The organism is Psychrosphaera haliotis (genome assembly GCF_009728465.1).
In the GTDB taxonomy this organism is placed as follows: Bacteria; Pseudomonadota; Gammaproteobacteria; order Enterobacterales; family Alteromonadaceae; genus Psychrosphaera; species Psychrosphaera haliotis.
In genome coordinates this window covers 18,559-43,772 of the sequence record NZ_WOCD01000003.1, presented here as the reverse complement: position 1 = coordinate 43,772, position 25,214 = coordinate 18,559, and the positions used below count along the sequence as shown (strand labels likewise).

Sequence of the window (25,214 nt, the reverse complement as noted above, 5' to 3'; positions counted from 1 at the left end):
CAGTAAATTATTCCAGACAGTTAAAATTTGCGCGGATTCTAACATAAACCGCTATTAATAAGTAAGTTCGAAATGGCCCTTTTTAAGGTTTTTCGATGACTTTATAGGTTCCAACATCGATACCATCCAGCGTCCAGTTTCCAACCCTATATCTAATTAATCTTAAGGTAGGGAAACCTATGTGGGCTGTCATTCGTCGTACCTGTCTATTTTTACCTTCAGAAATAGTAATCTCTAACCAGGTTGTAGGAATATTTGCTCTTTCTCTAATGGGTGGAACTCTTGACCATACTAATTCAGGTTGTGCTATTTTTTGTACTTTTGCTGGTTTTGTTAAACCGTCTTTTAGTTCAACACCGTCTCTTAATGGTTGAAGTTGTTCTTCTGTAGGAGCGCCTTCAACCTGAACCCAGTAACACTTAGTGGTTTTGTGTTTTGGACTCGCTATTTTATTTTGCAAAGCCCCATCATTAGTTAAAACTAACAATCCTTCACTGTCTCTATCGAGCCGTCCCGCTGCATAAACACCTTGTATATCTATGTAGTCTTTTAATGTTGCTCGACCATCCTGATCAGTAAATTGTGTTAATACTTGAAAAGGTTTGTTAAACAAAACAACTTTACTATTCTCTTTAGGTTGATCGGATGCCTTATTTTGACTCGAAGGTTTTCCTCGGCGTGCTTTAGCATTAGACGAGTAGGTACCACCCGAAGTCCTCTTGTCACTAAAACTGGATTTGTCTGATCGAGAATTAGACGATTTATTTTTACCAAATCGTTGATTATTTGTGTTTTTGCCCACATTTTGACGTTGGGCATTATTTTTTACAGTTTTCATAGCGCTATTATAGATAAAGGTCTTTCTTTAAGTACCGGTATTTTATAGTATGCACAACCAAAATTCAGACTTATATTCAGATAATCGTCCGCTATACTTATTCGGACGACAAACTCACTGCAAATGTAGGGAATCTAAATGACATCAAAAATCATCTACACAAAAACAGATGAAGCGCCAGCATTGGCGACCTATTCATTTTTACCAATTGTTGAAGCGTTCAGCAAAACAGCTGGTATCGAAGTTGAAACTCGTGATATTTCACTAGCTGCTCGAATTATTGCTAACTTAGCCGATTTTCTTCCAGAAGATCAGCGAGTAAACGATGACTTAGCATATTTAGGTCAAGTTGCTAAAACTCCTGAAGCGAACATTATTAAGCTCCCTAATATCTCAGCTTCTATTCCGCAATTAAAAGCGGCTATCAAAGAGCTTCAAGCACAGGGCGTTAAACTTCCTGAGTTTCCTGAAGAAGCGAAATCAGATGAAGAGCAAGCAATCAAAGCCGCTTACTCTAAAGTATTAGGTTCAGCTGTAAACCCTGTTTTACGTGAAGGTAACTCTGACCGTCGTGCACCAGGTGCGGTTAAGCAATACGCGCAGAAAAACCCACACTCAATGGGTAAGTGGGAAAAGACATCTAAGTCTCACGTAGCGCATATGAGCGATGGCGATTTCTTTGCAAGTGAAAAGTCGACAACTATTGCGAAAGACGGCTCACTAAAAATTGAGTTTGTTGGCGCTGATGGTTTATCAAAAGTTCTAAAAGACTCGGTTCCAGTATTAGCTGGTGAAGTTGTTGATGCAACGTTCATGAGCGTAAGTGCGTTAAATACCTTCCTAGCAAAAGAAATTGCAGACGCAAAAGAGCAAGGAGTTTTATTCTCAGCTCACCTTAAAGCAACGATGATGAAAGTTTCTGACCCAATCATTTTTGGTCATATCGTTAAGGTTTTCTACAAAGACGTATTTGCAAAACATGCAGCTACTTTTGAAGAGCTAGGTGTTGATGTTAAAAATGGTTTAGGCGACGTTTACGCAAAAATTGAAAAATTAGATGCGGCGAAGCAAGATGAAATCAAAGCAGACATTATGGCGGTTTATGAAACTGCACCTGATATTGCAATGGTTGACTCGGATCGTGGTATTACAAACTTACACGTGCCTTCAGACGTAATCATTGATGCTTCTATGCCAGCTGCAATTCGTACATCAGGTCAGATGTGGAATGCGGAAGGTAAGCTTCAAGATATGAAAGCAGTTATTCCTGATCGTTGTTATGCAGGTGTTTACCAAGAAACTATTTCATTCTGTATTGAAAATGGTGCTTTTGACCCGTCAACTATGGGTACTGTGCCTAACGTTGGACTTATGGCTCAAAAAGCAGAAGAGTATGGTTCACACGATAAAACGTTTGAAATCCCAGCAAATGGTACTGTTAAAGTAACAGACCAAGACGGCAATGTTGTTTTTGAACACGCTGTTGAAACTGGCGATATCTACCGTATGTGTCAGGTTAAAGATGCACCAATTCAAGATTGGGTTAAATTAGCGGTAAATCGTTCACGTTTATCTGGTATGCCAGCGGTATTTTGGTTAAACGAAAACCGCGCACATGACGCTCAATTGATCAAAAAGGTAAATACATACCTTAACGATCACGATACAGATGGTTTAGACCTGCGTATCTTAGCGCCTGAAGACGCGACTCGTTTCACACTAGATAGAATCAAGAAGGGCGAAGATACGATTTCTGTAACAGGTAACGTATTACGTGACTATTTAACTGATTTATTCCCAATTTTAGAGTTAGGAACATCAGCTAAAATGCTATCAATTGTCCCTCTAATGAACGGCGGCGGTTTATTTGAAACTGGTGCAGGTGGTTCAGCGCCTAAGCACGTACAACAGTTTGAAAAAGAAAACCATTTACGTTGGGATTCATTAGGTGAGTTCCTAGCGCTTGCGGCTTCTTATGAGCATTTAGGAAACACAGTTGGTAACAACAAAGCAAAAGTTTTATCTGTAACCTTAGATAAAGCGACCGCTAAGTTCTTAGATAACAACAAGTCACCGTCACGTAAAGTGAATGAGTTAGACAACCGTGGCTCTCACTTCTTCTTAGCGCTTTACTGGGCTCAAGAATTAGCGGCGCAAACGGATGATGCTGATCTTCAAGCAACATTTAAAGCGCTTGCTGAGCACCTAACTGCTAACGAAGATTCAATCGTAACTGAACTGAATGAAGTTCAAGGTGCTGCGATGAACATTGGTGGCTACTATAAGCCTTCAGATGAGCAGGGTTTTGCAGCAATGCGTCCAAGCAAAACATTAAACACAGGTTTAGCGTTGCTTAGCTAAGATTTGTGTGTAGAAAAAAAGGCCACTATTTGTGGCCTTTTTTGTAAATATAAAAAAAACGTAATTAAAACTCTTTCTTAGATTGAATTAATAACCATTTGTTATTAAAGTCGAACAATAATAAAAATGAAGTTGAGCATAGAATGAAAAAGATATTAATAGGCGCATTAGCAATTTTGGCATTTGGCGCAAATGCAAAAGAGACAGAAAACCAAAGCTATAAATTAATTACGGTTTCTACATATTTAAATTTTATTTAATGAATTTAAATGCTTGTGAAGATTTCCACCCAAGTACACGAGCAGAAGCCTACAAAGCGGAAGGTACTTTATATCCTTATTTCGCGAAGCTAGACGCTAAAGTAGCCAAACTAAACATCGATAAAGATGATAAAAAGGCTATCCAAAATACAGTATCTGATCGTCGTAACAAGCTTGATAAACAAATTGCCGACGGCGAGTTTACGCTAGAGCATTGTAATGCGGTTATCGGAATCGTAAATGAAGGTTTAGACGATACGTTATTAGCGACAGTCAAATAATCTATTTATTGGCGTTAATATCTGAATAAAGAAAAGGGCTTTTTAGCCCTTTTTTGTTGGGCGTGAAATTTTAAAAGAGTTAGATCTAAACTAACCAACTAACCAATCGTTTTATAATTTGTTTAAGTTGTTAAGCAACCAGTTGTAACGTTTCAATATTGCTTGTTGTTCGTCTTCACCTTTTTTATGCCAATTTTTGTAAACCATAGCTTGTCTTGGGTTGTTGCCAAATTTGTCTTCATGTTTGTTCATAAAGCCCCAATATAAACTGTTATATGGGCAAGACGTGTCACCTACCTTTTCTTTAACGTCGTAGTGGCAAGACTTACAATAATCACTCATTTTGTTTATGTAATTGCCGCTTGACGCATAGGCTTTGGAGGCTAGTAAACCACCGTCGGCAAACTGACTCATGCCTCTTGTGTTAGGTAACTCCACCCACTCAATAGCATCAATATAAATACCTAAGTACCAGTCATCTACTTCATCAGGGTTTATACCGGTAAGCAAGGTAAAGTTACCTGTAACCATTAAACGCTGTATATGATGGGCATAAGCGTAATTAAGGCTTTGTGTTATTGCATGGTGCATGCAATTCATTTTGGTTTCACCTGTCCAAAAATAATCTGGTAGCGTACCTTTGGCGTTGAGTTGATTTTGAGTTTTATAGCTAGGCATATTTATCCAATATATTCCGCGAACAAACTCACGCCAGCCTAATATTTGACGGACAAAACCTTCTATTTGTTCAATGGATATGTCGGTATGATTACGGTAAGTTTTTATTGCTTGGTCAATAACATATGCCGGTGAAATCATTTTTGCGTTTAATGCAAACGATACTCGAGAATGATAAAGGCTCCAAGCGAAGATTTAGCTTTGTTACTTTCATGTGTCATAGAGTCCTGGAAATAACCAAAATTAGTTAGGCAATGTTCTAGAAAAAATTGTAAAAGTTCTTTAGCTTGTGACCTTGAGGTAGGCCAAAGCAGTTGATCTGTTCCAACACCTATGGTTTTTACGCCGTGCTTTTCTATTCGTTTATTGATGTCTGTTACGTCATTTGAAAAAAGCAGCGGCTGTGGGACTTTTTTGATGTCTTCCGGCTTCATTTTGTTTCTATTGGCACTGTCGTAATTCCACTTGCCTCCTTCAGGCTGTCCGGTGTCATCAAGCAGTATTCCAAACTGAACCCGAAGTTTTCTGTAAAAGGCTTCCATTCGATGAGCGGTATCGGGTTTAAAGTATTTTTTTATGTTTTATGTTTTTATGTTCGATAAAAAAATGCTCAGTTGAATCAACCGTCACTTTGAAGTTTTTATCTTCATTGAGCACTTCAAGTTGAGCCGAAAGTCTATATTCGTCAGGCTGCTGATATTCGAAATTACTTATTTTATGCTTCGAAATTAAATGCTCAATTAGTTCCACTAAGGTATAGCCAACAGTATCATCTAACGTTAGATGCAATACCCGATGACCTGATTTTTCTAGAGCTTGGCCAAAACACTCCATACTTTTAAAAAACGCCTGCGTTTTCTGGATATGATGGTTAACATAGCTTTGCTCTTGGTGAAGCTCTGCAATTAAATAAAGTGTGCTTTCATTTTTAGTTTTATACCAACTGTGATTCGCGTTCAGCTGATCGCCTAAAACTAACCGTAGCTTTGAATATGACGTCACGTTTAAGGCTCCTCGTTAACTATTGGCCAATCAACATAGTCAACACTGTCTAATGGCAACGTTGTAGCGCTAGAAATCCATTTATTAATATAGGACATGTTTGGGTCGTATAAATTTTGCTGCTTCTCAATATTAAATTTACGCTTACCTCTAGGATCGCAGCCTACACCCGCTAAGTATTGCCAGTTTCCCCAATTAGAAGCAACGTCATGGTCAATTAATTGTGACTGGAAATAAGCGGCTCCATAACGCCAATCTATGTTTAGCTCATTTACAAAGTAGCTTGCGGTTAGTTGCCTCGCCCGGTTACTTATATAACCCGTTGTTTTTAATTGATTCATTATAGCGTTTATAAAGTGAGAGGGTGTTGCACCGTCAATCCATTTGCGAAACCGTTCTGGATAAAAGCTTGATAGGGGTTTTTGTTGTGTGATCCCTGAAAAGTGGAATAGTTTTTCATTGTATTTTGCGGCATACCAATGAAAATACTCACGCCACAATAACTCAAACTTAATCCAGTATGTAGACTCATTGCCGCCGTTTTTTAACTCGTACTTTACAATCTCTCGCCAAATTTGTTTAGGAGATATGTTGCCTAAACACAAAGCAACACTGAACTTGGTTGATGCTGTCCAATTGTCTAAAAAGTTTCTCGTTGTTTTATATACACTGGGCGAAGTGAGAGAAAAGTAATTGTTCATATGGTGCACAGCTAAACCTTCACCACCACTAAATTCGATCTTAAGCTTGTTTGCTGTGTCTAAAGCATAGCTAATAGCAGGCGTTTTGTTCAGGGATAAATTAGAGGCTTCGAATTTGGCCAGTAATTGCATGGCGCAGTTAGTTTTGTGAGATAACTCCGGTAGCTTTTGATAGTGAGTAAATAACTCATCGAGAGGTAAAGCTTCAACAACTTTTCGAAATCGAGTGAAGGTTGCTGGTAAGTCATTTATTGCAAATGGCAATGTAGCTTTGTCGAATAACGACGTTTGGAAGTCGTTGTGAACCGTTAAGCCTTCAATTTCGGCGTTACGGTATAATTCACTTTCGTAACTGCCTGCTGGCGAAGAGTAGCCTAAGCAAGTGACATTATATTTTTTAATTAGGTTACCAAGGTTAGCACTTTTGTTACCAATGCAAATGTCTAATAAAATACCTTTGTTGGCTAAGACTTGTCCTAGCTCTTTTAGAGATTCACAAATTAGTTTTAATTTAGCAGGACTGATTAACGCAGACTGAAAATTCTTGGGTTTTAAATCTTCTGGATCAAAAAGGTAGGCGCATTGAAGTTCTCCATGCCCGCTATCGTTGATTTCTTTTATAAATTGAGAGAGGACAGGTAAATAGCTCGTCCGTAAGTCGTTGTCGAATATATATAGATAATTAGAGGCCATGAGTCATTTTAATAATGAATAATAGCCTCATTACGAATAATCTGAACTTTTAGTTTAATTTACCTGCAGAATAAGCATCTCAGATAGGTAATCAACACACTTCAATTACAGGTTTAAAAGCTGCCTTATTTGTCAGACTTTTCAATGTTTGGTTTGATAACTGACTCTTCGTTATTGGGTTTTATGTTACCTTCAAACTGAGCTTTCTCTTGTTCTTTTAATTCTTTGATTTTAGGCAAAGCTAAGCCCATCTCTCTGCCTCTGAAGCGGGCAAAATAGGTGTTACCTATAAAAGCAGCAGTGAGTAAAACCAGCTCGATAACGATAAATAGTTTATTACCTTCAAACGTCCATATTGCTGTGAGGCCATGAAGGTAGCACCACATAATGACAAAGTTACTCCATGCAAAGGTATATGGATTACCTTGATAAATACCTTTAACGGCAAAAAGTAATGGCACCCAAAATAATACTAACGTTATATAAGATAAAGAATTACCAGCAGTATCAAGCAAGGTAAATAAAATAGGATAATAAATTACTAATCCAAAGAAACCAAAGGAACCTAACCTTTGTAGTTTCTTTACAAAAGTTGCCATCGGTGCGGTTTGAAAGTCTGTAGCTGTTGCGTTGTGTTTTTGCATTTTATTTAACTATGTCGCCTGGTTAGTATTCATTAATTTTGCGGTGTTTGCTAAACGTGTCCCTAATGCTACCGCAATACGTTTTTCAGATTGGCTTAGTTCATTAGATAACGACAAACCTGAAACATGGCTGGCTCCATAGGGCGTGCCACCAGATTCGGTTTTATGTAACTCAGGCTCTGAGTATGGTACCCCTAATAGCATCATTCCATGGTGTAATAACGGTAAGCTCATGCTTAGCAAAGTACTTTCGTTGCCACCATGTAAACTTGAGCTAGAGGTAAATACAGCGGCAGGTTTGTCAATTAGCTCTCCGCTAATCCAATGGTTTGACGTGGTTTCCCAAAACTTTTTTAACGAACTAGACATCATCCCGAAATGACACGGACTGCCCATTGCAAGACCAATACAGTTTTTAACATCGTCGGTATCTACTGCAGGGTAATCTGAGCAATGATCATCACTGTCAATAACCGTTCGGATACGAGCTTCGACTCCTGCTTGTTCAATACCTTTGGCTATTGATTTCGCAAGATTCAAAACAGATCCATGTCTGGAATAGAAAAGTACTAAAACAAATGGTTGAGACATTAAAGAATACTCAATACGTTTTCAGGAGGTCGCCCAATTGCTGCTTTATTTCTGTTAATCACGATAGGTCTTTCTATTAGTTTTGGAGTGGATACTAGAATAGATAGCAACTCTGAGTCTGATAAACTTTTATTATCAGCACCCACTTCTTTATATTCAGATTCTTTGGTACGGATGATATCTCTTATATCTACGCCAAGCAGTTTAATAATGTTAGAAAGTTCAGCAGATGTGGGAGGTGTTTTTAGATATTCAACAATATTTGGCTCCACATCATTCGACTTTAGTAACTCTAATGTCTGTCGGCTTTTTGAGCATCTTGGGTTGTGGAAAATAGTGACGGTCATTAAATGGTTCCTTTAATATCTTTATATAGCGCTGGCGTTCTCGGTACTGGTACTTTAACGCTTGAATTCGGCTTACTTCGGCTTTATCACTTTTACCCATCATTGCTAACGCTCTATCTAAAAATGTAATAGCTTCGTTGTAACGAGCCATGAGTGCGTAAAGCTCACCTTTAGTGATATTGTATTTTGCCATATTTTTAGCGTCTTTGTATGCATCAACTAACATTTGAGTGGCTAATAAATCTTTAGGCTTTTTTAATAAGAAGTACTCTAATAGTTCAATCGCTTTGCCATACTGCTTAGCTTCTAACGCTACATTGGCGTAATTTAATGTTACTACGTAGTTGTTAGGTTTGTTTTTATAAGCCTTTGCCAATGCATCAAGCGCCACTTCTGGTGTTTCAGCAGCTATAGCAAGGTCAGAGTAGGTATCTAAAAGAAATAAGTTGCCAGGTGCGTATTCGTTAAGCTTTTCCCACAGGCTAAATGCTTTATCAATTTTCTTATTGTCTACTAAGGTAAGTAGTAACTGGTACTCAAGCGCAAACCGTTTATTACCACTAGTCTTTTTTATTCTATCTACTAAATTAGTTGTGTCTGAGTTATCAGCTTGGCTTTTTACATATCTCGCATCAACGCGAGCTTTTACTAATAAAAAATCAAGCGAGTCAGTATAAAACTTTTTTTCATATTGCTGAGCGCGAAGTCTTGCATCGGTTACACGTGAATCAGGAAGAGGGTGAGTAACTAAAAATGCGGGAATGCTACTTTTGTAACGCACTTGTTCCTGTAGCTTAGTGAAAAATTCAGCAGCGGCATATGGATCGTAACCAGAATTAGCCAATATATTCATGCCAATTCTATCAGCCTCTTGCTCGTTGCCTCTTGTATAATTGATCATGGCTTGCTGGGTACCCGCAGATGTAGCCATCATAGAGGCCATTACTAATTGAGGGCTTACGGCAGCTAAAATTATAGAGCCTACGATTCCCGCTAACGTTAACGGAGCTCTGTTCGTTGCCGCTTCTTTACTTCTTGCAAGGTGTCGTTGTGTAACGTGAGCAATTTCATGGGCCAATACTGACGCAAGCTGACTTTCATTTTCAGACTTTGCAATTAGACCAGTATGTATACCAATATAACCACCGTAAAAAGCAAAGGCATTTATTTGACTATTGTTAACACCAAAAAATGTGAAAGGGAAATTTACATCATTTGACTTCGCCACTAATCTATTTCCCAAGTCATTGATATATTCAATTATTATAGGGTCTTGCAAAATAGCGGTTTGGCCCCTTAATTGGTCAAAATGATGTTGCCTAATTGCTTTTCCTTTTCTATTGATAATGTACTTAAAGCCGAAGTGCCTAAATCAGGCAATTCATTGTCTAAGGTCATTGAGTGCGCCGTAGCGGAAAAAACAAAAATGGCGGCGGCTGATATAGAAGTAAATTTATTTCTTACTGCCTTTTGAAAAGAGAACTGCATAAGGCGTTGTTTTATCCTTTTTTTTGGTTTTCGATAATAATATCTTCCGGTGTGTCGTCGGGGCTTAGGCTTTGCTTTTTAAAACCTTGGTCAATGCTTAAACCTCGTATCTCGTGCACATCCACTTCATTCTCTAACATTGAAATCATTCGATTTACCACGTTATGTGCATGAACTATTAAAGCCATGTCTGCGTCATCACCATTTACCAGCGTAAAGGCAATAAACTTATGCAACTCTGGAATTCTAACGAGTACTTTCATCTGAGATGGATCCCATCGACGAAAGTCTAATTTAGGATCATTTTCTCTAAACTCATCAATTAATACACTTTTGACGTATGGAAATGCTAAAAGTTCATACCCTGTTTTATTAAATACATGATACAAACAAATTTTAGGACGTCTTATGGGCTCAAGTGCGTGTTCTGCCATTGTCCTATCTGCATTGACAGGTATACCTAATCTTTCATAATTCCAGTTTTTCCGATCAACAATTTTTTTGAATGCATTGTCAAAACCATAATGTATAAACCCTTCAGCATCAGCTATGGATTTACCGACGAGTTGAAAAAAGGCTGGAATTTCGCCCCAGTTTATTTTTTTCTTAAATGCATTTATGTCTTTGATCTCGGCTTCGTCTGGTAAGCCGTATTTATCTGGATATAAGCCCATAATTCTCTTTTTAATCGGTTTACTGCATTAACACAATCTTAGGTGTAGACTACCCAAAATAGAGCAAATTGCCAAAAGGCTCCAATTTTGAATTCTGTGTATCAGTTTGATGCTAGAGGACTAACTTGTCCACTGGCTTTTGTACTAGTTAAACAACAATTGCTAAAAAAAAGCACAAAATCATTTGTTTTGGATGATGACATTACTTTAAAAAACTTTGTTAGTTACTTAAAGTCCGAAAACATAAGCTTTGAACAATCCGTTCAAGGTTCGGATTTTAACGTTGAGATATTGGATTAAAATAATATAGGTTGGATAGCCAATTATGTTCGAAGTGATAAGACAGTGGTATAGAAAAAACTTTTCAGACCCAAACGCAGTAACCTTAGCTATGGTAGTCATGCTAGGGATGTTAGCCTTTTTTTGGTTTGGGAAATTACTCACTCCGGTTCTAGTAGCTGTCGTATTTGCCTTTTTATTGGAATGGCCAGTAAAGCGTGTATCACGACTGGGTTTCAGTAGAAACATCAGCACAACAATTGTCATAACCGCATTTGTTGGCGCACTCACCACACTTATAGTTAAAGTTATTCCTGTCATTTGGCAACAAAGCATTAGCCTTGTAAAAGAGTTGCCAGAGATGATGAATGACTTAAAAAACTTTATTCAAGAGATACCAGAAAAGTACCCTAATATTGATCCTATGTTAGTAGAAAAGGTCATGGGCAATGTGGACAATCGTTTTGTTACCTTCCTTGAAGAGCTGCTACAAGGTGTTATGACATCAGTAACAGATCTAGTAGCTCTATTAATATACTTAATACTGGTACCACTAATGGTGTTTTTTATGCTGAAAGACAAGGCATCACTTTATGCTGGCTTCGACCGGTTGTTGCCTACAGAGCGAACCTTGATCACACAAGTATCAACTGAAATGAACCAACAAATTATTAATTATATCCGAGGCAAGTTAATTGAAATACTTGTGGTTGGTGTTTCTACTTATATTGCGTTTGTCATTATGGACTTGCGTTATGCTGCTGTTTTGGGGTTACTGGTTGGCTTATCGGTGCTCATTCCATATATAGGGGCTGCAGTAGTGACAATCCCCGTTATAGGTGTTGCTTTGTTTCAGTTTGGATTAAGCCCTGATTTTTATTACGTTATGATTGCCTACGGCATTATTCAAGCGCTAGATGGTAACTTACTGGTGCCATTATTGTTTTCAGAAGCGGTAGACTTAAACCCTGTTTATATCATCGTTGCAGTTTTATTTTTTGGCGGCTTATGGGGTTTTTGGGGCGTGTTTTTTGCAATACCTCTGGCGTCACTAGTTAAAGCACTAATCAATGCATGGTCTGTTAAAGAGCTACCACAGAGTAACGACGTTAGCGCAGAAGAAGTAAATTGCAGTAAGTAGCTTCAATAACATAGACGGTTTAGATTTTTTAAACAAAAACTTAGTTCAAAAAGAAAAAGCCCAATATTTATATTGGGCTTTTTTTATTTTAATTGACCCGTCCTAAATAACGTTGACACTTTTTGATCAATATATTGCAGAGTGTTATGAATTCAAAAACTAAGTGACAGATAAATCGGGTTAAAATATGGCACTAAGGTCTTTAGATTCACCAATTATTGTTCTGCTAAAACATCAAGTACGGTTTGGTGATGATCTTTAGTCTTGAACTTATTAAAGAAATGTTTGATTTCACCGTCTTGCCCAATTAAGAAAGATAGACGATGTATACCGTCGTACTCTTTACCCATAAACTTCTTTAAGCCCCAAACACCAAAGTCGTCGGCAACTTTATGGTCCTCGTCAGACAAAAGAGGAAAATTCAATTCATCTCTTTCCGTAAATTTTGTTAATCGTTTCACAGCGTCTGGACTAATACCGACAGCAACCGTGTTATATTTTTCAAGATCTGCTTTTACATCACGCAAGTTTTGCGCTTGTACTGTACAACCTGGTGTCATTGCTTTTGGATAGAAGTAAATCAGCACTTGGCTTGTTTTCAGCGCTTCCGCTAAATCGAATAATTCACCGTTTTGGTCATTAAGTTTAAACATTGGCGCTTTATCGCCTGCTTTTAATGTGTTCATTAGAATACTCCTTTAATTAACTTCAATGGTAATTGGACTAATTGTACAGCTCATCTCATAAGAGCTACAAAGTGAAACAAATTCACTTTCTATACTGTTCACTGTTTGTTCCGTTGGCATTAAGCACTCAATTTGCGCTGACTGCCATTTGTTACCTTGTCGTATCTCTGTACCTGACTTCAAACTTGTAATATCGATACCTTGCTTTGCTAAATACGAAGTAAACACCTTAATGGTTCCTGCTTTATCAGGACCATCTATGGAAATTAAATAGTGATTGTTTAAATCGTCAGCCAAGTGACGCTTTTGCGTTCGTTTCATCATAGTGAGCAAAGATAAACTCATTGCTAAAGGCGGTAACTGAGTTTCTAGTTGAAGTAGATCGGCATGCTCACCTTCAAGTAACATGATTATAGAAAACTCATTGGCAAATATCGCCATTTTGCTGTCAACCACATTACAGCCACACTGATAGACTAGCCCTGCGAGTTCACTAACGAGGCCGGTTTTGTTCTCTCCAATAGCTGTGATTACGAGGTATTGTGGAGCTGTATTTATGGTGGTCATAGGCAATTGTAAAGCGCTTCTATTTTCAAAATGGTCAAGTAGTCTACCATAAGGGAATAAAAACGCATTATTGGCAAATATCTTACTTGTTTATTGGTACGTGCCTAAGTAACATACCTTGCTAAATATACGGAGGAATTATGAGTTTAAAGGCAAGATTTCAGGGCAGCTTTGTCGCCTTAATTACACCAATGTTGAATAATGGTGAAGTAGATTTTGATAGTCTAACTAATTTGATTGAGTGGCATATTGCTTCTAAGACCGACGGACTTGTAATACTTGGAACAACAGCAGAATCAGCAACATTAAATGAAGCTGAGAAAGTGCAGGTTTTAACTCATAGTATTGACGTTAACAATGGACGTCTTCCTATTATTGTTGGTAATGGTTCAAATTCCACAGCTGCAACAATAGAAACAACTCAAAAATATGATCATTTAGAAATTGATGGTTTTCTTACAGTAACACCATATTATAATAAACCTAGTCAAAGGGGCATGATTCAGCATTTTAAAGCGATTGCAGAAGCGTCTTCTAAACCTATCATTTTGTATAATGTTCCAGGCCGTACCAATGTTGATTTAAGCAACGAGTCGGTAATGGAATTAATGGCGGTAGAAAATATTGTTGGCATTAAAGACGCAACTGGCGATTTAAGTAGAGTTAGAGTTTTAAAACAAGCGAACCCGGACTTCATATTGTTTAGTGGTGATGATGTTACGTCAAAAGACTTTTTACACCTTGGTGGTGATGGTGTTATTTCTGTTACTGCAAATATTAGACCTGGGCAACTGCGTGAAATGGTTCAATATGCACTGGCAGGTGAGCAACAAAATGCCAACGATATTGACAAGAAACTAGTAGCATTGCATAACGACCTATTTATTGAGCCTAATCCAGTGCCAGTAAAATGGGCGCTGATGTTAGAAAATAAAATTAGTTCTGACTTTGTTCGATTACCTTTAGTTACGATGGAACCAAATCATCATAACGTTATCAAACAAGCTTTAGAGCAAAGTAAATAATAATAAGATGGAGAAGTGCGTGAAATATCTTAAACCGGCTTTATTGGTTACCTTAGTATCGTTAACCACAGGCTGTACATCGGTTAAGAATTGGCTAACAGATACGCCAAATGTTAAGAATACAAAGCAAAGTACAGACACTCTTGTTGTGCCAGAATCGTTAAATACACCTGTTAAAAGCACGGAGTTTCACCTTGTAAAAGGCAGTAAACAAGCAAACAAATCAGAAACTGTCACATCGCCTTCCAGTGTACTAGAGATTCTTCAAGGCAGCTGGGTAAATACAGATGACGATAACCCATATAAAATAATGTTGGAGAAACCAACTCAGGTTGAGAATTTTGAACAGTTTATTAACAACGGTATCGAAGGCTTAATTAATAGCCGTGAATACAAGCTAATAAGCAACGGAGACAATTACCGAGTAGAAGTTACCAAAAAAACGGAAGTGGGTTTTTGGTTTTGGAAGCGCGAAGTTGAAACTGAGCGATTTGTTTTTGAAATTAATTATAAAGTTTTGCCTCACGGAAGAAGTGGTGAAGCGTTTATAACGCCAATTGAATTAGAGAAACTAAGTGATACTTATGCACCTAAGTTTTCTAACGAATATCGAACACAACAACTATCGATAGAGATGTTAAATCAACTTTCCTTAGAGTTGGATTATCAATATCGAGTTGTAATCCAGAAACAACAAGTATTGACCGATGTTTCACTGGTAATGGGGACCAACCCGGCTGGCGATCATGTTATTACCTCTCAACGAGACATCTTATTTGTTTTCAAAAAATTAGAAGATATATTTGAAGATCTAGGTTTCGATATTGAAGAAGAAGACAAAAAGCTTTTTCTTTATACATTAAATTATGACAAAGATGACAAGTCATTCTTTGGATCTTTATTTGGCTCTGAATATCGGAACTTATTATCGTTAGAAGCAGGTGAATATGAAGCTGTGTTAGTAACCACCATTGACGGTGTTTATATTCAGTTTACAAATGAAGAAGGTCAACCTTTGTCTCAAAGCCAAGTTTTAGAGATATATAATTTGATCATCAAGATTATAAAAGAAGAAGAAGTTGAGTTGTAATTGCCTTAAAGCATAACGCAAGTCAGTATTAAAATAGCGCCGCTTTCATTAGCGGCGTTGTTGTGTTTAGTTATTAGAATAAAAATAGTTTGAAGGGATAAAATGCCAGCATTAAATCGGATAATTCTTATAAATACCCATATGACCGGAGTGGTAGAACTAAATCTAAACGGTCATACGAATATCTGTGGTACAAACGCGTCGGGTAAAACAACGTTGCAGCGTCTTATTCCTGTTTTTTATGGTGAATACCCGAGTCGTGTAGTACCCGCTACCCGTGATTCGTTTGAGCGTTGGTATTTGCCACAATCTAATAGTTACATAATTTACGAATACCTTAGAGGTGAGCAAGATTCAGATGTTTGCCAGGTGGTGTTAACTTCGTCAGGTAAAGGTGTTGACTATAGATTGATCAACAAAGCCTTTGAATTATCCGACTACTTAAGCGCGGGCATGTTGGAAGGTCAGCACGCTGCAAATCCGGTTGAGTTAGTCCGAAACTATCAAACGTGATGGTATTTTGTGTAGTCGAAAATTAAACACCAAAGAGTTTAAAGCTATTATCCAAAATGACAGGTCAATTCTCGCCTCCCACAGAGACTTACCTGGTTACGCTCGTCTTTTTAGTTTATGCGATGGCTCGAACAATTTACGACACATAGAGAAGTTAGCAAAGGCAGTCCATAGTAAAGAAGGAAAAATGGAAACCATTAAAGCAATGGTTGCTGCTATTCTAGAAGAAGATGGTGTAACACCTGGCGAAACAAAACTAAGTCCGACCAAAGTAGATGAATGGATTAGAGAGTGTAAGCTGATCAAAGGCTTTGAAGAGATCCGACCGGATTTTACAAAGCTAGAGGCTTCTTATACAGATTATAATCAAATCTTAATCAGGCTCGCTGAATTAAAGCATCAAATCTCTATTGACCAAACGGTATTAAGCTCCAATAAATCGGAATTAGAGGGCGCGATTTTACAAAATAAAATGGACGCTCAACAGTTAGAGTCGCAATGGTCTGAACAAAGAGACACACTAAATCAAAGCTTATCTGCGGCCAAATCCGATGTCGAAATTTATACCTCTAAACTAGATGAAGTAGAGTCGGTTTATGACACGTGGCAAGATAAAGAAATTGAAACCCATAAAGACAACCTAGAAAAGCTGCCACGTTGGAATAGTGAGCTTAGTAGCGCAGAGTCCAGGCTTTCGTTATTAACGGAACAACATCAAGATGTTGAAGGTCGATACAATAAACAACTCTTGGAGATTCGAGAGCAACACGCTGACGAGTTAGAAGCATACAAAGAACAAAAAGAGTCTTTGAAGGATTTACGCACAGAAAAAGTTCAACAGCAAAATCAACAGCTAACGAGCTTGGAATCTAAATTTAAAGGCGAGATTAGTCAGCTCAATAGTGACTTTAAAGAACAAAAAGTTGAGATAGACCTAGAGATAACCAAATTAACAACACTTGCGAACAATGTGGGTTTCACTCAACAAGAGCAGCAGCAAATTGAGTTGTTAGAGCAAACAATTAATGAAGCAACAGAATTAGAAGACCTTGCTAGAGAGCAACACAAGCAAGTGAATGATGAGTTAGCTAAGCTTAAGTCAGAACGTCATCAACAAGATTTATCACTTCAAACGGCAAGACAAGAAGTAGCGCAACAACAAACCTCTTTAAATGAATTAAATTCGGTTATATTTCCAGGCGAAGGCACTCTATTAGAGTTTTTAAGATCAGAAAAGCCAGGCTGGCAACAAAGCATAGGTAAAGTTATTAACCCTGCTTTATTACGACGAAAGGATATGCAACCTTCATTAGTGGAAGATGAAAATAGTTTGTTTGGGTTAAATATTGACGCTAACAATATAGAGTTGCCATCTGAGTGTGCTAATGAATCTGACTTACAAACAAAACTTCATGATTTAGAACTGGCGATAAAAGAATCGTTGGAGGCTCAACACAAAGAAGAAACATCACTAGCAGAGCTTAACAATGCGCTTAGAGCTGCAGAAGTTAATCTAGCTAAAGTTCAGTCTGATGTTAATAACGCCCTACAAAATAGAAAGCGTGCCGTTGCGGATAAGTCCGCATCTACGCAAGCATTTCAAATTGCTCAAAAAGAACGAAAGCAGCATTACCAAAAGCAAATATCATCGTTAAAGTCGAACCTGCAGAGTTTGCAGCTTAAACAAGATGAAGCGTTAGAGGATGTTGCTGATCAACAACGTGACGCCGAAATGGAACTCAAGACTCATTGGCAAAGCCTTGTTAATGATATTGAACAACAGTTAGCACAAGTTGAAAGTCATATTACGCAATGCCAAGTGTCATTAAAAACCGAGCTTAAGCAGCTAGAGAAGTGGCAAAAAGATGAGTTAGATAATCGTGGCGTTGATGTTGATGATATAGGTGACTTAAAACGAAAAATTAAAACGTTAAAAGCCGATATTACCGAAACAGAAAAACAACGTAATCAAGTGTTGGAATTTAATGTTTGGTATCAAACTAACTACGTAAAACAAAAAGTGACGTGGCAACAGCAATTGTCTGATGCTCGTCAGTTAGAAAGCCAATCTAAACGAGACTTAGACAAAGCGCTAAACACATACAAGCAAACAGCGAGCAGCATTAAGACGACACAAAACGAAGCGGAAAAGTCTCTTAAACATTTATTAGAGCAAGAGTATCAAGCTCAGTCAGTTTCAGCTCAAATGAGAAAGCTTAAGCTCACAGACAGTGTGCCTCAGTTGGAAAACGGTAGTATTTCACAACGCCTAAACGAAGCTACTAGCCTAATGGCGCAAAGAGAAGAGCAACTAAGTGCAATCAAACATTATGTAGAAAATTTTGATCAAAAGATTGCGGCGCAAAGTGGCACCGGATTTTATGATGCTTGGGAGCGTAGTCGTGAACTATGCAGTGTTATGGATGAAGAAGGCGTTCGTCACGTTGATCCTGTTAAGCTAGTTCCTGAACTCGATCAGCTTATAAATGGGCTAATTCCACAAAAATTAAACAGTATTAGAGAGCAAGGACGTATCTTTGGCTTAGCGCTTTCTGAGTACTACAAAATTCTTAAAGATATTGAAAAGCATATTGGTTTGCAAAGCGAACGCATTAGTAAAGAAGTTGATGAAGAATTGTTTTTAGATGGTGTCTCTGATTCAGCGGTTAAAATTCGCTCGAAAATTGATGAGTTGGAGTTTTGGCCTGATCTTCAACGCTTTAGTGAGTTGTATGGTAAGTGGATTGAAGCCGGAGCTCATGAGTTACCAACTGACGAATATGCCGCTAGCATGCGACGTGTGATTGATATATTAGGTAAAGCGGCGCTTGCTGGTGGAATTAGTAAGTTGCTCGATATTGAGCTTCATATTAAAGAAAGTGGCCGAGACCTTATTATAAGAACTGACCGTCAATTAAATGAATCCTCGAGTCATGGAATGGCATATCTTATTTTATGTAAGTTTTTGTTGGCATTTACGAGATTGTTAAGAGGGCCTTCAAGTGCAATTATCCACTGGCCAATTGATGAGTTAGGCACTTTACATCAAAGCAATATCAAGAAAATATTTGATGCTTGCCAAAATAACCAAATACATGTTGTTGGGGCGTTTCCTAATCCTGAATCAGAAGTATTAAGTTTGTTTAAAAACCGATACTTAATAGATAAGCAGAAAAAACAACTTCAAGTGGTAGAGCCTAAAGTGAGCCCTATATCTGAGCGTATAAAAGCAAAAATGAAAAATGAATCGTCAAACGAGGTATCGGCATGATTAGTCAAAAAGGAATTGTGTTAGAAAAATTACTATCTGGACATTTCATTTGCGAAACTACCGATGAAGATAGTTATCGCTTTTTAAAAACGTCTGCTGGTCGAATGGAAGTAGAAGCACATCTTGCTGTACTTAATAGACAACTAACGCATGCGGCTGAGGAACAAGTTTTTTTCGCGTCGTATCAGACTATTGGTGAAACTGAGAGAGTTAAACTTGGTAAACAGTTTGAAGATGTATCTAATCATTTATTGCCATTAATTGAATGGTTGTTGTTAGTTCAAGAAAGCTTAAACAACGACTTAAGTTTATCTCAAGGCATGAACCTACGATTAAATGAGTTACAAACAATCATTGAAGATACGCCAGCTTATGCTGAACAGCTAAATAAAATATCTCGTTATGCACTCTTTGGCTCTAAAGCCGCAGAGCTTGATGCCCAACTAAAGTTAGTATTTAAGCGTTTAGTTGAGCTTGGTTATTTGATCAAGCCAAACCAAGATAAACAGATTTATACCGTTACTGGCAAAATAGACTATCTATTCGATGTTCTTAAGTTTATTGATGAAACGGAACAACTGTCATTAGCTAAAAAGGCTGAAGATGCCATGTCTCAGTCAGACTTGATTTAGTGGAAGTTTAAGATGAATTACAATCTTAAAAAAGCAGGCTCTTCGCTTCTTAATGCACTTAGTAATCATTCTGAGTTAGTCATGGAGGCGTACTTTTCTGGCAGCATTAACGAAGCCGACTACACGCCTAAAGTCATTAATAACCTGTTAGACCTAAAAGTAATTTGGCGACCTGAAAATGAACGTCAGTTACGTTTAAGGCCTGCGCTTAGAACGTTATTAGAAGAAAGCTTACAGGACGAAAATAATAGACAAATAGACGCTAATATTGGCAGTAGTTTAGTGTCAATTAAAACCCAAGCTGAGCATTACAAAGAAGCATTAAACGCAGGACGCTTTAAAGAAGCGGAGTCTATGCTGTCTGATGTTACTGAGCGCGTGTATAGCCTGACGGATATGTTGGCCACTAATGTACGTTTGCTATGGTCACGTATTAGTAATGAATTTGGTTATGTTGCCACTGTTGATGCCAAAATCAGAGAGAATGAACTGGCTCAGTCTCAAGTATCAGAATTGCTAAACCAATTGAGCATGTTCCAGTTTGACCAACTTAGTGATATTTCTGGTTCACATCGTGAGCTAAGACATTTGCTGGTGGTTACTCTACAAAGTAGCTTTGCACATTGTACGCAAGAGCTCAGCCTAGCCCAGGCTAAGCTTATTGATTTGTTAGGTCGCTTCAGAGAGTTTAAAGGCCGCACACGACTACTCAAGGGTTTTGTATTGCACCTAGAACAAAACCCTAGTTTTGCGCCTCAAAATTACTCGACTATGAGTAATGTGCCTGCGTTGTTTAATGTTGCGGAAAATACCATTGCCGCCGCAGCCATTGATGTAAACAATGTAGAACAAGAGCAGTCGTTACTAGAAGTAATGAGCAATATTAAACATGTAAACAGGCAACGAGATACTCGAACCAATTTGAATAATGCATCACCTCTAACGATGCAAGATGAAAACGCAATAGAGTTACAAGAGAGCCTACTGAAAAGTGAAGTGGACGCATTCTTTTGTGCAGTGATTGATTCTGGCACAAATCAAACTGCACTAGATTATTATAAAGCGAAGAATTTAGATTTTGACCCTGAAGTTTGGCTTTATCAGGTTATTGGTGGTTTTCACGGTTTGCCAGAACAAGATAAAAGTTACTTTGCATTAGAAACTAGAGGCGTTCCTGATCCGGTATTCTCAGGTAATTTTGTTATTACGGATATTGAAATAGGGCTACAGTAAACTAGCCCTGTTTTTTATTAATTCTTCTACAATAAGTTTCAATAAAAAGGTTTCTCTTTCAATAGACATGCCTTTTTTTTCACTATGCGTAATTGTATTTTCATTGTGCTTTATTGCGTCGTGAATATTCACCCATTGTGGTTTCATACCATTTTGAATTTCGTGAGCTTCAAATTGCGGCTCAAGCAAATCTCCGTCTATGTCACATGTAAAACAATAAGATTCCATATGCACTACATCAAAGTCAGGCTTGTACCAAGGTCTGTATTCGCGATATAGGCCAAATTCTTTTACGTTCGATATGGCTTGTGCGCCAGTTTCCTCTTTTAGCTCTCGGATAAGTCCATCAAGGTGGCTTTCATTTTCATCTATGCCACCGCCAGGTAAGCTAAAGTCGTCGTAGCGCTGAGTGTAAAGCAATAAAATATTATTGTTATTAACCACAATAGCTCGAGTTGCTTTTCTAGTAAAAGTAGAGCCGTTTAAGTCTGTAACTTGAGGGTGGGTTGCTAACTTTAGTAAACGCACAATACACTTCTTTATATTAAAAAGCGGGCATTGTAACAGCTTATTAAAGTTAGGCTAATTGTTGGTTAGTTAAATAGAGTTAAGTCGCGTTAAAAGAAACCCTAGGCTCAGCACCTTTTTTATAGTCAATAGTTGGTGAACAGCCAAGAACACGTTTCGATTCAACATTTCCTTCGTTTACTAAATAAGCCTTTATCTTTTCCGCTCGTGCTTGGTTTAAATCCATTAGTTCTTGTACTTGCGTAGCGGTAATTGATTTTTGAGTAACAACATCCTGGCTTTCTATCTGTTCGGCACTTGTAGTTAAATCAGCGACAACGCCAATAGGGCACACTTTAATACTGGTTGTATCGTGTTTTTTTAATACTAAGCTAAGTTGAGACAAACGTTCAGTTTCGGTTTCGGTTAATTCCGATTTTTTAGCCGTTAATGCGAGGTCATTAAACCTAAGCTTTAATACATGTTTGCTGGCCGACAACGCAAAGTTAACCACGTTGGCATATGGCACAAAGGTATTGATAAGGTAGTCTTTAGCGGCTGACATTGTTGCTCTTTGCACTATGAGTGACAGAAAACCGGTAAAACCAACAGAAGGGTTATTTAAATCACCGTCGAAAGGTACATTCAAATCAACATTGCCATCACCATCTTTAAGCATGCTCAGGGCGTAATTAAAAGAAATCGCGCCACCACTAAAGCCACTTTCTTCACCTTGATTGGAAATAGCGGTTAAGTCGACTGAACGCATTAATAAATCGGCTTCTCCGTCTATTTTGTTACCAATGACTTTGGCGTTTACTTCACTGTCTAACTGCCCGGTATTTATATGATAACCCAGTGCAGAACTTACATATGGAGACAAAGATGCTAAATCCATTTCATCTAAAAGCACCTTAATAGTGTGTGTTGGTTGTTCGATAAATAACTGACTTTGATTCGAAATATTAATTTTGGCGTAAGTGTTGTTCGTCGCCGCTAAATCAAAAGTGGTAACAAGTTGAGGCTGTGTGCTGTCAATGTCAGCTAAACGGAATTTCTTCACTTCTATTAACGAGCGAAAGTTGGGCTCAACACTCAAATCTAGTGTATTTAATTTAAATGGTCCTGCATTTACCAACTCTACAAGTTTGATATCCATTTTCTTCGAAGTTGAGGTGTCGTCATTCAAAGTTGTTTGTTCTGGTAAGGCTTCACTTGGTAAATCAGTGGCGGCAAGAACAGCCTTATTAGCACTTTTTTGATTGGCTTTATTGTGCGCTACTTCTGTAACTTGTTTACTATTTTTTTGTGAATTTTCTTGATTGGTAACTGCTTTTTCTTTATCAACTGTTGGTTTTGGTAAAACTAGATTGGCTATCGACTTGTCTTTGTTTACAACCACGTTAGTTACTAATGAACCAATCTCTATTTTTTCTATAGAAGAAAGTTGATTTGTAAAAGAACCATTGGTGATACTAAGAGATTCTAAGTCTAAAAGGGCAGGTAGAGTCTCCTCTTTATTTGGCATGGCTTGGGAGTCAACTAGCTGAATGTCTGAAAATGCCACATCATATTCAAGAACGGCTCCGGTCATGTTTATGTCGGATGCGACGTTATTTAACGCTAGTTTTTCAAAGGTAAACATTTTGTGTTCAGAGCCTATAGTGGACACATTTAGGCCTTCGATAAATGAATTTAACAGCAAATCACTTTTTACGCCGCCATCTGTAGACGCATTAACGTCCGTTAAATTTGTTTGCCACGCTTTAAAGCTAAGTGCAATATCTTGAACACCTGATTTTACATTGGTTTGTTGTAATTTTAATAAGAGCGACTCTGTTTGAAACTGGAGGTTGGCAATGTCGTTTTTATCAAAAATAATATCTGGCGCAGTTTCTAAGAACAAGTTAGTGCTCAATGATAGTGTGCTATCGACATCTTCTAATTTATATTGCAGGCTTGTATCGAACAAAAATGAAAGCGCAGTTGGTTGGTAGAGTTCACCTAATTGCAAGTCTAGTTTCTCTATTGTTAATGACTCAATAGCGATGTCATGCTCCTGCTTTACAACTTTTGCATTCACATTTAAATCTTTAAAAACAATGCTTCCAATTTGGACTTGATTTATAAATGGCTCACTCTTTTCAGCTGGCTGGTCGCTCTCTGTTTCTTTAGCTTCAATATTTTCATTGCTCTCACCTGGTGTGCTTTTATTGTCACTTTTAGAGTCCAAGTTAGCGATTGACCAACCTCCAATCATAAGTGCTTGGTCCGCTTGCTGATCTACACTTAGATTTAGACCAGAGAATTCAAATTTATTTATTAATAGTGTTTTACTAAACAAAGGTAGCAGATCAAAATTAACAATTAGCGACTTAAAGGAAACTAACTCTTCGGAGTTTTGATACATTAGTGCAGCATCAGAAATAGTCAGTTCGCTTATAAACGGGTCGTAGCTTAATTGGAAGTTGTCTTGCAGAGTCAACTGTTGTTCTAAAAAGGTTTCTTTTACTGCCCACTTTGCTAGATAAGAAGAAAGAGATAAAAGACCGATAATTAAACTAGCGGTAATTGAAACTAATATTAAAGCAATGATTCTCTTCATTATTACTCCTAAAAATATGAAGCTATAAGTTAGCATGTTTAGCCTAATTTGGCATGGGATAATAAAACAGTCACATGAATTTTTTACTTCGTGGTAATTAGGTTAAAGTATATACTCTAGCTTTATGTTAGCTGATTCACGTTAGCCTTGTTTATTGGAATACAAATGCCGGTATCTCTTGCCTTTTTAGTTGTTGTACTTGTCTGGTCTACTACGCCTCTTGGTATAGTTTGGAGCAGCGAATCAATATCACCAACACTGTCATTGTTAATGCGAATGGGAATTGCGGCATCTTTTGGGCTGTTGCTCATGAAAGTCCTCAATATTAAATTAAACACGTCAAGAAATGCCTTAAAGGTATATTTATTTTCTAGCATTAGCTTGTCTGTAGGAATGCTGTTTTGTTATTTTGCAGCTCAATATATTTCGTCGGGGTTAATGGCGCTAAGTTTCGGTTTAACACCGATTTTGTCTGGTCTCTTGGCACAGCGCTGGCTATCAGAAAATAAATTTACTAAAACAAAAAAGATATCCTTGTTAATAGCATTAGCTGGATTGGCCATTGTCTGCAGTGAAAATATGATAATTAACGACGGTGCTATTTATGGATTTAGTTTTATATTTATTGGCGTAGTACTGTTTAGTTTAAGTAGCGTTTTAGTAAAAGGCGTTAAAGTTGATTTGCACCCTTTATCAACAACCGTTGGTTCTTTGCTTGTATCGCTTCCTGTCTACCTAATCGCTTGGTTTGTCCTTGATGGTGAGGTGAATTACCAAGAGTGGCAGATGCGATCCATTTGGGCCGTGATTTACATGGGACTATTTGCTTCGCTTCTTGGTTTTTTAGCTTACTTTTATATTCTTCAGAAACTTGAAGCAAGCACAGTCGCTTTAGTAACGATGTTAACGCCTGTGGTGTCTATGAGTTTAGGTATTATTTTAAACAACGAACGCTTTTCTATAAGTTTATTAACAGGTGGTCTGCTAATTGTTTTGGGGCTGGGGGTTTTTCAGTTTGGAAATAGGATGTTTAGTAAGTTTAATCGTTCAAAAAGTGGTTCAATAAACATTTAGTTTGATCCAAGTTAGTTTTTTCCCGTTTATTTT

At 37.8% G+C, this 25,214-nt stretch carries 21 protein-coding genes and 2 pseudogenes; 10 read left to right on the top strand and 13 right to left on the bottom strand.

Features of this window, described 5'->3' with window-relative positions; translation table 11 throughout:
• Positions 1 to 82: 82 nt before the first annotated feature.
• Positions 83 to 613, bottom strand: a complete 531-nt coding sequence (locus GNP35_RS04735) for a pseudouridine synthase (protein ID WP_330997770.1) — start codon at positions 611 to 613, stop codon at positions 83 to 85.
• A 363-nt stretch (positions 614 to 976) separates the two neighbouring features.
• Here GNP35_RS04735 and GNP35_RS04730 point away from each other — a divergent pair, with 363 nt between their 5' ends.
• Positions 977 to 3,199 (top strand): NADP-dependent isocitrate dehydrogenase, encoded by a 2,223-nt coding sequence (locus GNP35_RS04730; protein ID WP_155694981.1) that lies wholly within the window; start codon positions 977 to 979, stop codon positions 3,197 to 3,199.
• Between the two features lie 259 nt (positions 3,200 to 3,458).
• Positions 3,459 to 3,740: a hypothetical protein gene (locus GNP35_RS04725; protein ID WP_196492431.1), complete on the top strand. Its 282-nt coding sequence runs from the start codon at positions 3,459 to 3,461 to the stop codon at positions 3,738 to 3,740.
• Between the two features lie 111 nt (positions 3,741 to 3,851).
• Here the strand turns inward: GNP35_RS04725 and GNP35_RS16500 are convergent.
• The 8 genes and pseudogenes from GNP35_RS16500 to GNP35_RS04685 form a co-directional block, all read right to left on the bottom strand.
• Positions 3,852 to 5,420: pseudogene (locus tag GNP35_RS16500) on the bottom strand (cryptochrome/photolyase family protein).
• A 2-nt stretch (positions 5,421 to 5,422) separates the two neighbouring features.
• A complete protein-coding gene (locus tag GNP35_RS04715) occupies positions 5,423 to 6,814 on the bottom strand; it encodes a DASH family cryptochrome (protein ID WP_155694979.1) in 1,392 nt (463 codons plus the stop codon).
• Between the two features lie 125 nt (positions 6,815 to 6,939).
• Entirely contained in the window at positions 6,940 to 7,458 is a 519-nt protein-coding gene (locus GNP35_RS04710) for a DUF2069 domain-containing protein (protein WP_155694977.1), read from the bottom strand.
• Positions 7,459 to 7,467: 9 nt separating this feature from the next.
• Complete coding sequence (locus GNP35_RS04705; protein ID WP_155694975.1) at positions 7,468 to 8,049, bottom strand: NAD(P)H-dependent oxidoreductase; 582 nt, start codon at positions 8,047 to 8,049, stop codon at positions 7,468 to 7,470.
• Positions 8,049 to 8,396, bottom strand: coding sequence for an arsenate reductase (glutaredoxin) (arsC, locus tag GNP35_RS04700; RefSeq protein WP_155694973.1), 348 nt, complete (start codon positions 8,394 to 8,396; stop codon positions 8,049 to 8,051). Before arsC ends, GNP35_RS04705 begins: the two co-directional genes overlap by 1 nt.
• The gene (locus GNP35_RS04695; RefSeq protein ID WP_230961367.1) at positions 8,323 to 9,639 is read right to left on the bottom strand and encodes a M48 family metalloprotease; all 1,317 of its coding nucleotides are present in this window, start codon (positions 9,637 to 9,639) and stop codon (positions 8,323 to 8,325) included. The genes arsC and GNP35_RS04695 overlap by 74 nt, the downstream gene beginning before the upstream one ends.
• 53 nt (positions 9,640 to 9,692) lie before the next feature.
• Positions 9,693 to 9,884: a hypothetical protein gene (locus tag GNP35_RS04690; protein WP_155694969.1), complete on the bottom strand. Its 192-nt coding sequence runs from the start codon at positions 9,882 to 9,884 to the stop codon at positions 9,693 to 9,695.
• 11 nt (positions 9,885 to 9,895) lie between these two features.
• Positions 9,896 to 10,558 carry a hypothetical protein gene (locus tag GNP35_RS04685; RefSeq protein WP_155694967.1) on the bottom strand — a complete coding sequence of 221 codons (663 nt, stop codon included), beginning with the start codon at positions 10,556 to 10,558 and terminating at the stop codon, positions 9,896 to 9,898.
• Between the two features lie 87 nt (positions 10,559 to 10,645).
• On the opposite strand from GNP35_RS04685, the gene GNP35_RS04680 reads away from it, so the two are divergent.
• Together GNP35_RS04680 and GNP35_RS04675 are read left to right on the top strand one after the other, a co-directional pair.
• Complete coding sequence (locus tag GNP35_RS04680; RefSeq protein ID WP_155694966.1) at positions 10,646 to 10,858, top strand: sulfurtransferase TusA family protein; 213 nt, start codon at positions 10,646 to 10,648, stop codon at positions 10,856 to 10,858.
• Positions 10,859 to 10,883: 25 nt separating this feature from the next.
• A complete protein-coding gene (locus tag GNP35_RS04675) occupies positions 10,884 to 11,978 on the top strand; it encodes an AI-2E family transporter (RefSeq protein WP_155694964.1) in 1,095 nt (364 codons plus the stop codon).
• Positions 11,979 to 12,193: 215 nt separating this feature from the next.
• On the opposite strand, the gene bcp is transcribed toward GNP35_RS04675, so the two are convergent.
• Together bcp and GNP35_RS04665 are read right to left on the bottom strand one after the other, a co-directional pair.
• Positions 12,194 to 12,664: a thioredoxin-dependent thiol peroxidase gene (gene bcp, locus GNP35_RS04670; protein ID WP_155694962.1), complete on the bottom strand. Its 471-nt coding sequence runs from the start codon at positions 12,662 to 12,664 to the stop codon at positions 12,194 to 12,196.
• A 12-nt stretch (positions 12,665 to 12,676) separates the two neighbouring features.
• On the bottom strand, positions 12,677 to 13,231 hold the full coding sequence (locus tag GNP35_RS04665; protein ID WP_155694960.1) for a glycine cleavage system transcriptional repressor: 555 nt from the start codon (positions 13,229 to 13,231) through the stop codon (positions 12,677 to 12,679).
• Positions 13,232 to 13,371: 140 nt separating this feature from the next.
• Here GNP35_RS04665 and dapA point away from each other — a divergent pair, with 140 nt between their 5' ends.
• The 5 genes and pseudogenes from dapA to GNP35_RS04635 all read left to right on the top strand — a co-directional run bounded on the left by dapA (position 13,372) and on the right by GNP35_RS04635 (position 20,995).
• Positions 13,372 to 14,256, top strand: coding sequence for a 4-hydroxy-tetrahydrodipicolinate synthase (gene dapA / locus GNP35_RS04660; protein ID WP_155694958.1), 885 nt, complete (start codon positions 13,372 to 13,374; stop codon positions 14,254 to 14,256).
• A gap of 19 nt (positions 14,257 to 14,275) precedes the next feature.
• Positions 14,276 to 15,346: an outer membrane protein assembly factor BamC gene (bamC, locus tag GNP35_RS04655; protein ID WP_196492429.1), complete on the top strand. Its 1,071-nt coding sequence runs from the start codon at positions 14,276 to 14,278 to the stop codon at positions 15,344 to 15,346.
• 115 nt (positions 15,347 to 15,461) lie between these two features.
• Positions 15,462 to 19,130, top strand: a pseudogene (locus GNP35_RS04645) (ATP-binding protein); the annotation flags it as partial.
• Positions 19,127 to 19,762 carry a condensin complex protein MksE gene (locus GNP35_RS04640; protein WP_155694950.1) on the top strand — a complete coding sequence of 212 codons (636 nt, stop codon included), beginning with the start codon at positions 19,127 to 19,129 and terminating at the stop codon, positions 19,760 to 19,762. The pseudogene GNP35_RS04645 and the gene GNP35_RS04640, both read left to right, overlap by 4 nt.
• Positions 19,763 to 19,774: 12 nt before the next feature.
• A complete protein-coding gene (locus GNP35_RS04635) occupies positions 19,775 to 20,995 on the top strand; it encodes a phosphoenolpyruvate carboxylase (protein WP_155694948.1) in 1,221 nt (406 codons plus the stop codon).
• Here GNP35_RS04635 and GNP35_RS04630 read toward each other — a convergent pair.
• Complete coding sequence (locus tag GNP35_RS04630; protein ID WP_330997713.1) at positions 20,987 to 21,523, bottom strand: NUDIX hydrolase; 537 nt, start codon at positions 21,521 to 21,523, stop codon at positions 20,987 to 20,989. The genes GNP35_RS04635 and GNP35_RS04630 overlap by 9 nt on opposite strands.
• A gap of 79 nt (positions 21,524 to 21,602) precedes the next feature.
• The gene (locus GNP35_RS04625) at positions 21,603 to 24,107 is read right to left on the bottom strand and encodes a DUF748 domain-containing protein (protein ID WP_196492428.1); all 2,505 of its coding nucleotides are present in this window, start codon (positions 24,105 to 24,107) and stop codon (positions 21,603 to 21,605) included.
• 165 nt (positions 24,108 to 24,272) lie between these two features.
• Here GNP35_RS04625 and GNP35_RS04620 point away from each other — a divergent pair, with 165 nt between their 5' ends.
• Positions 24,273 to 25,181 carry a DMT family transporter gene (locus GNP35_RS04620; protein WP_155694942.1) on the top strand — a complete coding sequence of 303 codons (909 nt, stop codon included), beginning with the start codon at positions 24,273 to 24,275 and terminating at the stop codon, positions 25,179 to 25,181.
• Positions 25,182 to 25,214 lie beyond the last annotated feature (33 nt).